At 56.5% G+C, this 14,987-nt stretch carries 9 protein-coding genes and 1 pseudogene; 6 read left to right on the forward strand and 4 right to left on the reverse strand.

The window, feature by feature from the left end; all coding sequences use genetic code 11:
• Window positions 1-25 precede the first annotated feature (25 nt).
• The 6 genes from BDD14_RS22945 (at window position 26) to BDD14_RS32020 (ending at window position 7,953) form a co-directional block, all read left to right on the forward strand.
• The gene (locus BDD14_RS22945) at window positions 26-3,352 is read left to right on the forward strand and encodes a TonB-dependent receptor (RefSeq protein WP_130421566.1); all 3,327 of its coding nucleotides are present in this window, start codon (window positions 26-28) and stop codon (window positions 3,350-3,352) included.
• A 119-nt stretch (window positions 3,353-3,471) separates the two neighbouring features.
• A complete protein-coding gene (locus BDD14_RS22950) occupies window positions 3,472-4,518 on the forward strand; it encodes a ComEC/Rec2 family competence protein (RefSeq protein WP_130421568.1) in 1,047 nt (348 codons plus the stop codon).
• Window positions 4,519-4,731: 213 nt separating this feature from the next.
• A complete protein-coding gene (locus BDD14_RS22955; RefSeq protein ID WP_130421570.1) occupies window positions 4,732-5,613 on the forward strand; it encodes a 2-dehydro-3-deoxygalactonokinase in 882 nt (293 codons plus the stop codon).
• A complete protein-coding gene (locus BDD14_RS22960; RefSeq protein ID WP_242618143.1) occupies window positions 5,604-6,257 on the forward strand; it encodes a 2-dehydro-3-deoxy-6-phosphogalactonate aldolase in 654 nt (217 codons plus the stop codon). The genes BDD14_RS22955 and BDD14_RS22960 overlap by 10 nt, the downstream gene beginning before the upstream one ends.
• 737 nt (window positions 6,258-6,994) lie before the next feature.
• Window positions 6,995-7,195 carry a hypothetical protein gene (locus BDD14_RS22965; protein ID WP_242618144.1) on the forward strand — a complete coding sequence of 67 codons (201 nt, stop codon included), beginning with the start codon at window positions 6,995-6,997 and terminating at the stop codon, window positions 7,193-7,195.
• A gap of 248 nt (window positions 7,196-7,443) precedes the next feature.
• Window positions 7,444-7,953, forward strand: coding sequence for an EAL and HDOD domain-containing protein (locus BDD14_RS32020; protein ID WP_165420163.1), 510 nt, complete (start codon window positions 7,444-7,446; stop codon window positions 7,951-7,953).
• Between the two features lie 431 nt (window positions 7,954-8,384).
• On the opposite strand, the pseudogene BDD14_RS22975 reads toward BDD14_RS32020, so the two are convergent.
• The 4 genes and pseudogenes from BDD14_RS22975 to BDD14_RS22990 all read right to left on the reverse strand — a co-directional run.
• Window positions 8,385-9,122 (reverse strand): annotated as a pseudogene (locus tag BDD14_RS22975) (CehA/McbA family metallohydrolase); the annotation flags it as partial.
• Between the two features lie 198 nt (window positions 9,123-9,320).
• Window positions 9,321-10,349, reverse strand: coding sequence for an alpha/beta hydrolase (locus tag BDD14_RS22980; protein WP_165420208.1), 1,029 nt, complete (start codon window positions 10,347-10,349; stop codon window positions 9,321-9,323).
• Between the two features lie 234 nt (window positions 10,350-10,583).
• Window positions 10,584-13,202, reverse strand: coding sequence for an AMP-binding protein (locus BDD14_RS22985; protein ID WP_130421580.1), 2,619 nt, complete (start codon window positions 13,200-13,202; stop codon window positions 10,584-10,586).
• A 412-nt stretch (window positions 13,203-13,614) separates the two neighbouring features.
• Window positions 13,615-14,940, reverse strand: coding sequence for an oligogalacturonate lyase family protein (locus BDD14_RS22990; RefSeq protein WP_130421582.1), 1,326 nt, complete (start codon window positions 14,938-14,940; stop codon window positions 13,615-13,617).
• Window positions 14,941-14,987: the final 47 nt, after the last annotated feature.

The raw sequence follows: 14,987 nt of genomic DNA on the forward strand, positions 1-14,987 counted from the left end.
TGGTATGAGGACGAGGAGACCCGACGTGTTAAAAACTGCATGTTTATTGGTGTTAGTCGCGTTGATGAGTCTGCGTAGCGAAGCGCAGGCGACATCCGCAGAGATCAGCGGTTCTATTGCGGACGCTTCAGGTGCAGTGGTTCCCGGCGTCACAGTCACGGCGACCAACGTCGAGACGGGCACAGCTCAGGGCACCAAGAGCGCAACCAATGGGGATTATGTGCTGACGAACCTGCGACCGGGAACCTACACACTCACTGCCGAAGCGGTAGGGTTCAGCAAGTTGGTGCAGACCGGTCTGCATCTTCAGGTGAACCAGCAGGTGCGGCTCGACCTTACGCTGAAGGTCGGTCAGGCGTCGGAGACTGTGGAGGTAACGGCGCGAGCGCCGCTGCTCGAGGGCGAGTCATCGTCGATCGGCACGGTGGTTAACCAGCAGATGGTGAACCAGCTTCCCTTGAATGGTCGCAACTTTACTCAGTTGGCAACGCTGAGTCCTGGTGTGACCGGAGTTGGGTCGTCTGCTACGGGAACGATCCAGAGCGGCACGCGACCGGATGACAGGCGGCCGGGGTCAGAGATTTTCTCCAACGGCAATCGCGAGGGAGATAACAATTTTCTGTTCGACGGCGTGGACGACAATGAGCGGCTTACGCTGTCGGTCGTGCTTCGGCCGGCTGTAGAGGCCGTTCGCGAGTTTAAGATCCAGACGAATCTCTATAGCGCCGACATCGGGCGCAATTCGGGTGCCGTTATCGACGTGATCTCGAAGTCGGGCACGAACCGGCTGCATGGAAGCGCGTTCGAGTTTATCCGCAACTCCGCTGTGGATTCGCGGACGTACTTCAACAAGGCAGGCACGGCGTTCCCGTCGCTGAAGCTCAACCAGTTTGGCGGATCCTTTGGGGGGCCTGTAGTTATTCCGCGCGTCTATAACGGCAGGAATAAGACCTTCTTCTTCGTTGACTATGAGGGGTCGCGGCGGAGCACGCAGGCGTTCCTTCTAGGGAACGTCCCTACCGTTCGGATGCGCAATGGCGATTTCGGTGAGACGGCCACCATCTATGATCCCACGACGACCCGTGCAAACCCGAACGTGCCTGGAGGATTCCTCAGGACGCCATTTGGGAACAACATCATTCCGGTGGGGCGGCGTGATCCGATTGCGATGAAGATGATCAATGCTTATCCGTTGCCAACAGGTCCCGGGCGCATCAACAACTACTCTTCGAGCCAGACCATCATTACCAATTCTGATTCAGGCGACGTACGCGTCGATGAACAGCTAACGGAAAAGGACATGCTCTTCGCGCGCTATTCCATTCAGAAGTCACTGAACATTTCGCCGAGTACGTATCCAGTGACAAATATTCCTGGAATATCGACACCGGTACACCTGAGCGATGAGGCTTCCTTCGCTGGCAGCTCAACCGCGCCTGTCCAGCACGTAGCCACTAGCTACACGAGAATACTCACTCCAACGATTGCGAATGACTTCCGGTTCGGATTCAACAGATACCGGCTGGACTACGTTCCGGTGGATTTTGTCGAGAACGGTGGTCTTGGCAATCAACTTGGCGTACCCAATTCCAATGTGACTCCGCGGGAACAGAACCTGCCGATCTTCTCACCTTCGACGTATCTCGGGATCGGGCAGACACGTTCACTCCCCTTGTACCGCCGAGAGAACACATTTCAGGAGCTGGATAACCTGACGTGGACGCACAACTCGCACACGCTGAAGTTTGGAGGAGATTTTCGTCGCCGTCAGCTGTCGATCTACCAGACCAACCAGGGCAACGGCAGATTCAATTTTTCGGCGGCTCTAACGGATTCTCGCAACCCGGCGGGAACGGGCGGAGACAGCGTGGCGAGCATGATGCTCGGCCTTCCTACTCTGATTGCGCATGACTACACCTTCCCCTTTCCGGGCATCCGCCTGAATGAATATGGTTTCTATGCGGCAGACGATTGGAGGGTGACCAAAAAGCTGACGCTGAACTACGGTATACGGTGGGACTATTTCAGCCCGCCGAGCGAAGCACATAATCAGTGGTCGAACTTCAATCCAACAACGGGCAAGATGGACATAGCAGAGCGCAACGGAGTCAGCCTGACGTCCGGAGTACTGCCGTGGAAGAAAGGTGTCGGCCCACGCGTGGGATTCGCCTACAAGGTATATGAGTCAACGGTAATTCGGGGCGGCTTTGGACTTTTCTACAATGCGTCCGGCAGCGAGAGTGTGAATATGCGTCTCGCGCGCAATGTGCCTTTTGGATTGACGATCAGCAACTCGCAGAGCGATATCACTCCTGGCGGCACAATCAGCCAGGGATTTCCACCGGCGCCGACGGTGAACTACTCGCAGGCTGACAATCCGAGCGGAGCGCAGTCCTCTGTTGATCCCAACTTCCGTCCCGGTTATGCCGAGCAGTTCAACCTCGGTATGGAGCAGGAGTTCCAGCGGCTGGACATGGTGCTGAAGGTTGTGGGTGTGGGCAATCTGGGACGGGCCATCTACCTCCCCTACAACGCCAACCAGGCGATTCCAGGGGCGACCACATTGAACACACGGCGTCCGTTGTATGCCATCAACCCCAACCTAAGCGACGTGACGTATGCGACGTCCAGGGGAAGTGCAAATTACTATGCCTTGCAGGTGACGCTGGATAAGCGCCTCAGCCACGGGGTGAACTTCCTGATGGGGTATGCCTGGGCGCACTCGATCGACAACGTTCCGCTGGAGTTTGGCGGTGGCGCCGCAGGTCCGACGCCACAGGACCCAAGATTTCTTTCAGCAGAGCGCAGTAACTCCATTATCGATCAGCGCCAGCGCCTCACACTCAGCTACCTTTGGATGCTTCCGTTTGGCAAGGGCCGGGAGTTCATGAACCGCGGAGGACCGCTGAATTGGGTGCTCGGAGGATGGCAGACAAACGGCATCTTCTTCACGCAGACGGGGCTGTACTTTTCCCCTGTGCTGGCTACGTCAACAACGAATACCGGCACCGGCAGCAGACCGAATCTGACTGGTACGGTGAACTATCCGAAGACGCTTACCAACTGGTTCAGCGCGTCGGCCTTTAGCATTCCGGCGCAGTACACCTACGGGAACGCGGGGCGCAACTCGCTGGTCGGGCCGGGAAGGACGAACTTCGATATGTCGCTGCTGAAGACGTTCCCTATCCACGAACAGATGCTCTTCCAGTTCCGCTTTGAGGCATTCAATATCTTCAATCATCCGCAGTTTGGATATCCGAATGCGAATATTGGAACCACGCAGGCTGGTCAGATCACGTCGATCGTAGGCACAGCCAGGAATCTGCAGGCATCCCTGCGGTTCCAGTTCTAAACTGCAGCGGAGCGGAAGGAGAATCGGGCTTTCCGCTCTACTGCAAATTTTAGCCGACCATATATAGATAGGTTTGCAACCTGAATGGGAGTGATATGAAGTTTACGAGGCGGTCGAAGATGAGAGTTCCTTCCCTTGCGCTTACCCTTGCGCTGGGAGCTGGTGTTGCGGTTCTTCCTTCGCAGCTGCGGGCGGCCGATAAGGGCGATCTGCAGATTTATTTCGTGGACGTAGAGGGAGGGCAGGCCACCCTGTTCGTAACGCCGGACAAACACTCGCTGCTGGTGGATACCGGCTGGCCGGGCAATGATGGGCGCGATGCGGACCGAATCATTGCAGCCACCAAACTGGCCGGAATCAACCGGATTGACTACGTGCTGCTGACGCACTATCACGACGACCATGCTGGTGGAGTTCCTCAGCTCGTCGACAGAATTCCCGTGGGGACGTTCCTTGATCATGGCGAGAACATCGACACGAAGCCCGGCGGGCCGACGATGAAGATCTGGGACGCCTATCAAAAGGTGCTGGCAACGGGGAAGTACAAACGCATCTCGGCTAAGGCGGGCGACGTCTTTCCTATCGGCAGCATGAAGGCCACGGTAATCAGCAGCGACGGCAATGCGATCGATCACAACCTGCCTGGAGGCGGAGAGAATAACCAGTATTGCGACATCGCCGAAAACAAGCCGAACGACCGCAGTGAGAACTCGCACTCGCTGGGCGTGCTGATCAACTTCGGCAAATTGAAGATTCTCGACCTGGGCGATCTGACATGGGAGAAGGAGCACATGTTTATGTGCCCGGTTAATCGCATTGGCACGGTGGACCTCCTAGTAGTTTCGCATCACGGATTTCGTCCAAGCTCCAGCCATGCCCTGATCGATGCCATTCATCCGCGGGTGGCGATTATGGATAACGGTGCTACGAAGGGTGGCAATATTCCGGTGCTTGATACGATCCGCCAGTCACCGAGCCTGGAGACGCTGTGGCAGTTGCACTACTCGGAGGAGGGTGGCGCGGAGCACAACACAGCAGCCGAGTATATTGCGAATCCTCAGGGACCGGACCAAGGAAATTACATCGTCGTGAAGGCAAGTCCAAAGGGAAGCTTCACGGTCTTCAACTCGGGTAATAAGCAGAGTAAGACTTACGCGGCACGGTAGGGTAACCTGTGGCTAACGAAGGAATCCAAGAGACGGTTCTTCGCGTGGACTGAGATTGGTGTGCTCGATGGTCAGGATTTCCCGAGCTTCGCTTTCTCGTGTGTCTATTCATGGCGCCCATCGTACGAAGCGATCAGTGAACCGTGATGTCGAGCAATTGTTTGCACGGGATGCCTTTGTTTCAATGAAGTGAGAGTTTACGGGAGGACAGGATTGATCGGGGTCGATTGGGGTACAAGCAACTTCCGGGCGTTTCGCTTCGGTAACACCGGAGAGGTGATTGGGCGGCGATCGTATCCCATCGGTATCCTCAAGGTGCGGGAAGGGAAGTTTGCCGAAACCCTGCAGGAGCAGGTGGGGGACTGGATCGCCAACGGCGAAACACGTGTGCTGTTGTGCGGTATGGTGGGGAGCCGCCAGGGATGGACTGAGGCCAACTACCTTCGGTGCCCGGTGAAGATCGACGATCTCGCCCAGGCAGTCATGAAGATATCGTTTGCGGGCGCTGAAGCCATGCTGATCCCAGGCGTTATGGGAGAAGACTCTAATGGTGTTCCCGAGGTGATGCGTGGAGAAGAGACGGAGGCGATGGGAATCGTCGACGATTGCGACGGCTGCGGATTGGTGTGTCTGCCAGGCACGCACACGAAGTGGATCAAACTCAGGGACCGGTCCATCGTGAGCTTCCTCACCTGCATGACGGGCGATGCGTTTGCTGCGCTACGCAAACACACGATCCTCTCGAGGCTCATGAATTCGGAAGCAGCCATGGACGAGGCGAGTTTTCTTCGCGGTGTTGCCCGTTCCGCCGATGCGGGCGGCCTGCTGCATCATCTCTTCAGCGTCCGCACCCTGGCGCTGACTGGCGACCTCAAGGAAGAAACCACGGCTTCATATCTGTCGGGTCTGTTGATTGGGCATGAGGTCCGGGCGGTGATGCCAGCAGACGTGCATGTTCACCTAGTGGGTGCGGTACAACTATGCAAGCTGTATCAGCGAGCGATTGCGGCTTGCGGAGGCGCGGCCACCCTCGAAGACGAAGATGCGGCGGCACGTGGGCTTGCGGCTATCGGAAGGAGGCTGGGTTGGCTATAGAGAGCAGTGATCTCAGGGGATGGATATCGCGTTGCCCGGTGATCGCGATCTTGCGTGGCATCAGGCCTGACGAGGCCGAATTCATAGGCGATGCTTTGGAGGAGGCCGGCGTCACCATTGTTGAGGTACCACTCAACTCACCCGATCCGTTCCAAAGTATTGGGACGCTAGCGCGTGTCTTCGGTGATCGAATGTTGATCGGTGCGGGGACGCTAACCGATCCTGCACAGGTTACTGAGGTAGCGCGCGCGGGGGGAAGGCTGATCGTAACGCCGCACGCCGAGCTTTCCATCATTCGCGCCGCAAAACAAGCCGGTCTCTTTGCTGTTCCCGGGTTCTTCAATCCCACCGAGGCGTTCGCCTTGTTGAAAGCAGGGGCAGATGCCATCAAACTGTTTCCAGCCGAGGTTGTGGGACCTTCTATGCTGAAAGCCTTGAAAGCTGTTCTGCCTAAGGATGCCCTCGTTATTCCTGTCGGCGGGATCGACAAACAGAGTATCGCTGCATGGATGGCAGCAGGAGCGAACGGCTTCGGTGCAGGCTCGTCTATTTACAGGCCGGGTGACGACGCAAAAACAGTGAAGCAGAAGGCAAAGGTTCTGGTAGATGCCGTGCGGACTTTCAACGACATTGACAGATTGTAGGTTGTTCAATGTGTACTGACATCATTGTCCTGTGTGCCGTCCCGTATCGTACCGTTCATACGTTATCTCCTGTACGCTGTAATTCTCGGACTATACGTCTTTCTCCCGACAGATTGACGCACTGCATCTAGTGTGGCATGCCGGGATGACTGGCCATTGCCCGATCCAAAGGGCCGTCGGTGGATGAGGTTCGTACGGTTGTCGTCGCGAACGTCGTCCGCGATTTTGGCTTGCCCGATGTTAATGAGATGGTCGCTTGATCTCGCCGGAGAAGAGGGGGGATCGTGTTGGGAGCGGTTCACGGAGGCTCATTTTGTGCAGATGCAGGTTATCGGCATTGATGTGGGCAAGAGCGTTTTCCATCTGGTAGGGATGGATCAACATGGGAAGGTTGTGACCAGGAAGCGGCTGCGAGCCTGTCAAGGTGACGACACAATGACGGTATCTTGTCATCGCTACGTCGTCACTCAACCCTTATGTGACATTCGCAAATCCTACTTTTTAGCTAACTTATTTATCGTCAGCCGCTAACCACTTCTCGCGTTGAAGCGCCGCACCTTTGGTGCGCAAATTGCTTTACACAGGGCGGGCAGCAATAAAGATCGCAGGCCCGCTGTAGAAGAGAAGGAAGGGGTGACTGTGGCAAAAGTAATCGAATTCTACATATCGAATAACTCCCGAAAAAGCGTGAAATGGGTTAGCCGTGAACAGTACGGCAAGATCATCGAGTTCGCTTCATGGATAAAGAAATCGGCCTAACAAACGCTATTCGTGTGGCCACCACCCGCCACCGGCGCGACTGGGACGGGCACGGAGTTGGTCGCGAGGGTCCTTCACAGGTTGTCCTATGGTTCCTCCCGGGCGTTCATCCGCGTACCTTGCGCGACGATTCCGCCTCGGACGGCCTGCTTGTAGCTCTCGCACGTGCCTTGGGTTAATTCGAAGGAGGCGAAATTTGAATATGTTCGGTTCAGTGCGGCGACGCCGCAAGACTCCAAGGCTGGGCGATAGCTTTGGAAACTGGATGAAGTCTCCGTGGGCGCCGTCTGGCCCGGATGCCTGTGACTACCGCTTTCTCGCGCTCCAACCGATCTTCAATCGCCGGAGAAAGATCTTCGGTTACGAAGCACTGTCTCGTTCGGGATGGGATAACCGGTTTACTGGAGACTCCGACGCGGCGACGAAGATGATGGTTGGCGACTGGATGTTTCATGGACTCGACGAACTCACAGGAGGCCATCGCACCTTTCTGAACTGCACACGGGATGCATTGGTCCGAGGGTTGTTGACACGGCTTCCGCCTTCGACCGTGCTTGAGCTTCTCGAAACGGTTGAGCCAGACAAAGAGGTTCTGGCTGCCTGCCGCAGAATGAAAGCCTTGGGCTACCAGATTGCGCTCGATGACTTTCAGCATTGCGAAAAAATGGAAGGACTGCTCGCGCTGGCAGATTATGTCAAGGTCGATTTTCGGCTCTCCGATAAAGAGGAGCGCAGGGAGATTATTCGTCGCCTGAAGAGTAATGCCACGATGCTCGTGGCGGAAAAAATCGAAACAAACGAAGAATTTGAAATGGCTCTTGAAGAAGGATTCCGGTTATTTCAGGGATATTATTTGGCGCGTCCTAAGATCTTTTCAAAGCGCAAAATTTCTACTCACGGTGTGAACCATCTCCGTCGGCTGGCAGCACGGAGCTAGTTCCTTCCCATTCCGTGTGAGAAAGTGACCGAGCCGGCGAGGCAGAAGCCTCCCCTCTGCTACCGGTTGTTGCATACCGTTGTTGTGCCTGGTGAACTCAGCAGATTCAGCAGCTATGGAAGAGAAAAATCAAGCCTTCCAGGAGGATACAAATGCGTTCCGATCTGGTATTCGAAGCAATGGCGCATGTTTCAGGCTGTTTTTTGCTGACGAAAGAGCCACAACGCTATCCGGCAATGCTTTCTCCGGCCGGGTCTCCTCGCAGAGCGCGTCGCGCTCGCCCATGCGCTGCCGCAACCACGGAGCAATAAGGACCAAGATCCTAGTTAGTCTTGCAATCATCATTCAACCCTCACATTCGGTAGCTACTCTGCGATACACCGTAGGGGCGTGCTCGTAGGCATCCTTAGCGTCCTTCAATTCCGAGGTTCTTATTTGAGGGGATTTCTCTGCCAAACAGCATCGATACAGGTGAGGCACCACTCAGCGCTCCGCCGGAAGGCCCGGACAGGCTTTCCTCCAGCGCGAACGAAGATCGGATGGGTGTGTCCGGATGGGAGTATTCGCAACCCCACCCAGGAGATGCGCTGAATCCTGATCTCGATCCCAAAACGCCACCAACTCACCACTCGCAGAGATTGTCTTTTGAGCAACGGCTGACCGACTACTACTTCTACCATTACACTGCGCGTTCCGGGGATTCGCGCATGTTCGAGACGCCAGGCCGCCCGCGGTGACTTTGGATTTGCCTTCTCCTCAAGTCGTGCAGCAATCTGTGCGGTAACCACTAACGTAGCGGGTATTGGCAGTTCTATGTTGCCAGTGCCCACGTGATGGCCATTGATTTGATAGTGGATAAAGTGACTACGTCCATCACCGAAGTACAATCGTCCATTGCGAATGCCCTCAATCCACGACCCGTATCCGAGATCTCCAATCGGAGGATTGGCCGGCCCGACATAGGTTCTTCCTGTACCAACCCGTTCACTGCTGATACAGGGAAAATCTGTCTCCCCGAGCATCGCCACCCGAAATCCGCAGTTCAGGACGTGATACCAGATATTGAGCTCCGCGACGGGACTGAACTCGGCGCCCGAGGTGAAGTCGACTGCTTCGCCGGAGGCGACAAATAATCCCATGGCACCGTGCGCGTATCCAACCACGGCGCCTTGATCACGCGCCTATTTGAAAATTGGAAGACTCCACGATGGCCAGTTCTCAATCCTTGCGGCATCTGGATAGTTCTGGTCGCGTAGCCGCTGTATCGCATTAGCGGAGTCTCGCAGAGCCGCCGCGAGCGAGGTCAATCCGCAGGGCTCCAGCGGATAGAGCGGAAACGCAGAAAACAGGAAGATTCGGCTTTACCACTAAAGGAAAGGAATAGAGGGCTTCCGAGACACGCGATAGGATCGTTGCAATGAGCTAACGACCAGATCGGGCCGATCCAACTGTATCCAGTGGCCGCTCCTTTCCGCGATGACGTGCTCGCCGATGCTGGAGAGTGAAGCCAGCTTGCGATGCTCCCTTACCTCTGACTCAGTTGCATTCTCGGCAGAAATCACGATCAGCGAAAGATGACCCAGCGATGCGTATGGAATTTCATCCACGCACCGGGTGAGTCGAGAAAGATACTGGGCCAGGGTCTCAAAACTTTGCGGGCGCGACCAATGTGCGCGTACCGCGGGCAAGAGTTCGCTCGGCATCTTGCTGACCTCGGCGGTGACGCGCGAGATAACGCTCTCGCCGCTGCCACTTGCCATGCGCGCGATCAATTTCGGTAGCGTCCTCGCTCCTGCCGACAGCAACATCAGGGAAAAACGAACCACACCGACTCGCGCCAGCCAGGCACCGCGTCTTGAAAGCCTGGCACCGATTGCCAATCGTTCGTTGCCTTCGGGGAGCAGCGTGCGCCAATACTCACAATCGATTGGATCCAGCAGCAGAAGTCCCTCGACGCGATCGGGATTGCGATAACAGTACGTACGAGCAATCAAACTACCGAAGGAATGCGCAACCAGAATGAGCGGTCCGGAGATCTCAAGAGAGTCAAGCATCTTCTCTAATTCGGACACCAAATTGTCGATCGTGCGCGGGGTGCGCGCGGCCTCGCTCCACCCGAAACCTGCGCGGTCATAACTGATCACCCGCGTGAACTGCGCTAACTCCGCTTGCACTGCTCTCCAGTTCAGCGAAGAAGCTGCGATTCCTGATTCCAATATGATCGTCGGCTCGCCTTCACCTTCCGAATAGGCATGGAGACGGGTACCTTGCACGGGAACAAGCCTGCCCGGTGGAGGATAGCGTCGTCGATCAATCGCTGAACCTATGGCTTGAAATAGTGCCCCAATAAGCAGCACGCCCAAGGGCACCGCTACCACCCGAAGTAGGATGCTCACTGTCACTCCTGTTCTATGGCATGCAGTATTAATGTCTCCACTTCCTGCCAAACATCAGGATTATTGTCCATTTTCAGGTGGTCGGTACGAAACGCCTTCTTGTACCAGGGAAGTTTGCAACAATGGGCTCTCATTGGGGAGAAATCATACCAAACGGCTGTCAAAGCAAAGAGCCCCGTTGAAATTACCTATAAGGCGTATACGGGAAAGCGTTAAGGGACACAGCGCGCAGATCTATTCTTTGGATCGAAGCCGCCGTACGCTCTCCTCGAGCCTTGCGGTCAGTTGCGCGGGCGCTCCACCTTCCTCAACGGCTACAGCCTCGCCTACATGCACCTCCAGCTGCCCGGAACGGAACCATCGAGTCTTGCCTCCGCGCATCTCACCCAGCCCGATCAACGCTACCGGCACGACGGGCACGCGCGACTGCTGCGCCAGCAGGCCGATCCCCGGCCTGAACGGGTGCAGCAGCCCATCGGGACTCCGGGTCCCCTCTGGAAAGATCAGTACGGAGTAGCCTCGATCCATCGTCTCGCCTGCATGCGCAAAACTCTTTCGAAACCCACGCAGCCGCGGCAGAGGAAATACATTGAACAATGCTGTCACCAGCCAGTACCCAGCTGGTGCGAGCAGGTTGCGAAGCGTGCTCTGCTGGTTTCGTCCCTTTCGAAGGTCCATAAGCACCTCACCCGACATTGCAATTGCAACCCGTCGCCGCAGTCTTGCTGGCAGCGCGTACAAGATCAGCGCGCCGTCGTAGGCGGTCACATGATTCGCAATAACGAGTACCGGCCTGAGCGGCAGATCCGGCGTCTCGCGCACTATCCGTGGCGCGGCGAGCACCCAGATCAGCGGGCGCATCACGAGTTCGAGGAAGGCAACCCGAATTGCATGAATCGGCCAACCCCACGGCCACCGCGGAAACACATGCTCAGACGCATCCCGCTCTTTTGGGAACGCCATCTGGGGCAGGGACACCGCCGCCGGCACGTCAGCGGGACTCACCGGAGCAGGACCGGCCTCCGCCGAGGTACCCGCCGCCTGCGATGCCGTTCCTTCTTTCCAATCCATCAACGCCCGCAGATCGCCCAGCGTCTCCACCCCGACGATGGCATCGTCCTCGAGTTCCAGGCCCAATCGCTGCTCCAGCGCCGATTGCAACTGGACACGGCCCAGGCTGTCCAGGTGCAAATCCTCCGACAGCCGTAGCTGGTCATTGGCGCCTGAGAGAGACTCGCCCGTGATCTCCGCAATCATGTTGAGCACCACATCCGCTCCCTCGGCTACCCCCGAAGCCCCCGAAAGTGTCGCACAAACCCACTCTGCCAGCTCTCTGCGCAACAGCTTCCCCGTCGAGGTATATGGGAACTGCGGATGAGGCCATCTCAGTGCTCGCCGGATGTGCTGATGCTCTGCCAGCCCGCGGTTTGCTTGACCAACAAGTACATCAAGGTCGGAATCGCTCCCCGAAAAGAGCACGACTGCAACCGGCTCTGGGCCGCTGATGGTCTCACACGGCACCACGACGCATCCGCGTACTCCGGGCAGTTTCGTCACCGCCTCTTCGAGATCTGCGGGGTGCACGTTCATCCCCGCACCGGTGACGATCACTTCACCCTTTCTGCCGAGAAACCGCAGTTCGCCGGACTCATCCTTCGCCGCCAGATCGCCGGTCGCCAGCCACTCGCCCTCGCGCTGACGCAATGTGCCTCCCTGCCACGTCGCTGCTGCCAACATGTCTCCGCGCACCAAGATTTCGCCGTCGTCGCTGATGCGAACCTCACGGCCCGGCAGAGGCTTACCGATTGTTCCGTGTCCGATACGAAATGGATGATTGAGCGTCACAAGCGCGGTTGTCTCGGTCATCCCATAACCCTGAATCAGCGCGAAACCCAGCCTGTTCCAGAAATCTTCCAGATCGGCGGGCAATGTCGCTCCGCCCGAGATGACTGCCCAGAACTTCCACCCGAGAGCGCGATGCACCTGCTGAAAGCGCCACCACCGCTTCCAGACTGAGAGGTCCTTTGCCCGTTCCAGGTCTCCTGCGAGCGAACCGTAACGCGCCAGCAGGTGCGTCCGGAGCAGATGCAAAACGCGCGGCACGGTGACCAGGACCGAAATACGCTCACGTTGTATAAGCTCCGTCATCCGCGACGGCTCAAGCTGTTCGCCAAAGTGGACCTCCGCCGCGAGCAACGGAGGCACCCACATGCCCATGAACTGCCCGAAGACATGGCTCAGCGGCAGGGTGTGCAGGAACCTCAACGGATGCACCCACCGCTCGTACTTCAGGTATTTGGATATCTCGGCCTCGATGGGCTCGAGGCTGGCAAGAACATTGCGGTGCGTAAGAACAATTCCTTTTGGCTCCGCAGTTGTGCCCGATGTAAAGATGATCTGAAACGGCGTCTCCCCTTTGATGGCATCGCTCACCGCGAACATCGGCGTGGCGGGCAATCGCACGTTTACTTCTGAGAACAACAACCGCGGAACATCGCTTTCCATGGAAGCCAACCGGCCGCGATCGCCCACGATCAGCTTCGGCGAAACATCTTTCACGACGCGGTTGGCGAACTCGTTTGAACCTGCCGCATCCAGTGGAACAGCGATCACTCCCCGCAGCAGACAGCCGAAGAAAACGCCAAGCCATTCCGCCGAGTTCTCACCCCAGAGCACAACCCGTTCACCCGGGGCAATTCCGCGCCGATCGAGTTCGGCAGCAGACCGCCCTGCAAGCTCCGCGAGTTCACCGTATGTTGTCGCATAGCGCCGATTGCCGCGATGAGCCACCACCGCAGCCTCCGCAGCGTGCCGGCGAAAGTCTTCCACAAGGCTGGCCAGATGAAATCGCACTCCGCCATCATATCCGTCTATCTCATTGCAGAATGAACAGCGATGCAGGTTCCATTGCGAAGTTTGATTGAAGAGAGATCGATAGGGGAGTGTATCGGTCGGAAGACTAATTTTCTAGGCAGCGATGCCGAAGAGGTTTGCAATGAAGCGGGCTTGAGCCCTGGCATCGTCTTTGGCTAACCACCTCACTCGTCCCTTTCGAATCATGTTCGCTGTTTCAATACCCTCAAGGATTCGCCATGTGCCGCGAAACGAACCGTAGCCTTTGGCTACCCACGCACGTTTCTTCCGAATGGACCGTCATCTACCCAGAACGCGCTCGGGGCCTCAAGAGAGGAAAAAGGCGAAGACTCCCACGAAGGTCGTTTTCATGGAAGGAGTCTTCGCCGAAGACGGTGCGCAAATAAAAGATTTACTTCGCCTTGTCTACATCGACTCCGAAGACGTAGGTTGGTCCGAACATATTCGATCGGAAGATTACCATCTTGCTGTCGGGGGTGAAGCTTACATTCGGTTCCAGGGTGTAATTGTGTTTCGACATGTTGATCAGCCGTTCGGCGTGAAGCACCCCTGGTGTTGGCCAGTTATCGTTCGTAATTCCATTGGTGGTTAGAATCTGCGGGTGGAATAGATAAATCCACTCTCCATCTTTCGCTTTCGCTACCTGGCGTGGATCACCACCATCCCCGGTGAACAGGGTTGCCCCCTTATTGACGTTAAAGTGAATCGACCATTCATCGCGTTGGACGTGATACCAGATCCGCTTTTTCGTCTTCACGTCGAGTGAAGCGAGCCAGAAATCTTCTCCCTTAGGAGTCTGCAGATCGTAATAAACTGTCTCTCCATCCTTGCCCCAGAACTCATGGCCGGCAATCTCACCCGGCATCGTGCGCTGATGCATCAACTGGTTCTGCGTTCCATCTGTGCGAATAGTCCAGATGCGATCGACCTTCTGCCACGGTCCTTCATGGCAGTACATGAGCAGCGTTGGATCGCTGGGAGAAAAGAGCAGATGGTTCACCCAGTCGGTGCTGTGGAGCAGGGGAGTGATCTTTCCGCTTCCGGTGAGGTCGATCGAGAAGAGCACGAGCGGGATCCGGGCTGCAAGTCTTTTCTCCATCATCTCGCCTTTGTTTGCGGCCTGGTCCAATGGGCTCGTCTGCGGGCTGCTGGGCGAAGTGACCTTACCGCCGTTGCGCCCAAATTGCTCGTCAGGCTTGTCGATTTCGTCATAAGTCCCGGCGGCTAGGGTCTCATCCGCGTTCACCGTGATAACGCGGCCGCGAGACGGAACCTTGGCGAGCATCTTTGTCGCACCCGTGTTCAGGTCAGTCTTGTAGATCGCGTCTTCATCGGTCTTTATATAAAAGATGGTCGAGGTTTTATGCCCTACCTCCATGGTTCGAACCTTGCCCTTCACGACATTGCGCGTAGCATGGGTCTTGAGATTCAGAACATTGATGCCCTCGTTAGTTGTGTAGACCATCTCTGTGCCATCGGGCGTGTAGCCGTTTACATTGAAGTAAAAACTCGCGGATCCAGGCTCGTCGGTAAGTCGTGTAACGCGATGGCCGGTATCTTTATCGATCCATGTCTTGGGCGGGTTTTTTAACTCTTCCTGCGTGGGCATCTTGTCGGGCGGCCGAGTGTCCTGACGAGCCTGCGCAATTGCGACGGGGTAAGACAGGATCGCAAGGGAAACGGTGAACAAGATATTTTGCGCAGACGAAAACTTCATTCGTTTGATCCTTTCTGGTGCTGCTCAACTTTGGAGGGGGTGCCTGG

Origin of the sequence: Edaphobacter modestus (genome assembly GCF_004217555.1) — a bacterium.
Lineage (GTDB): Bacteria > Acidobacteriota > Terriglobia > Terriglobales > Acidobacteriaceae > Edaphobacter > Edaphobacter modestus.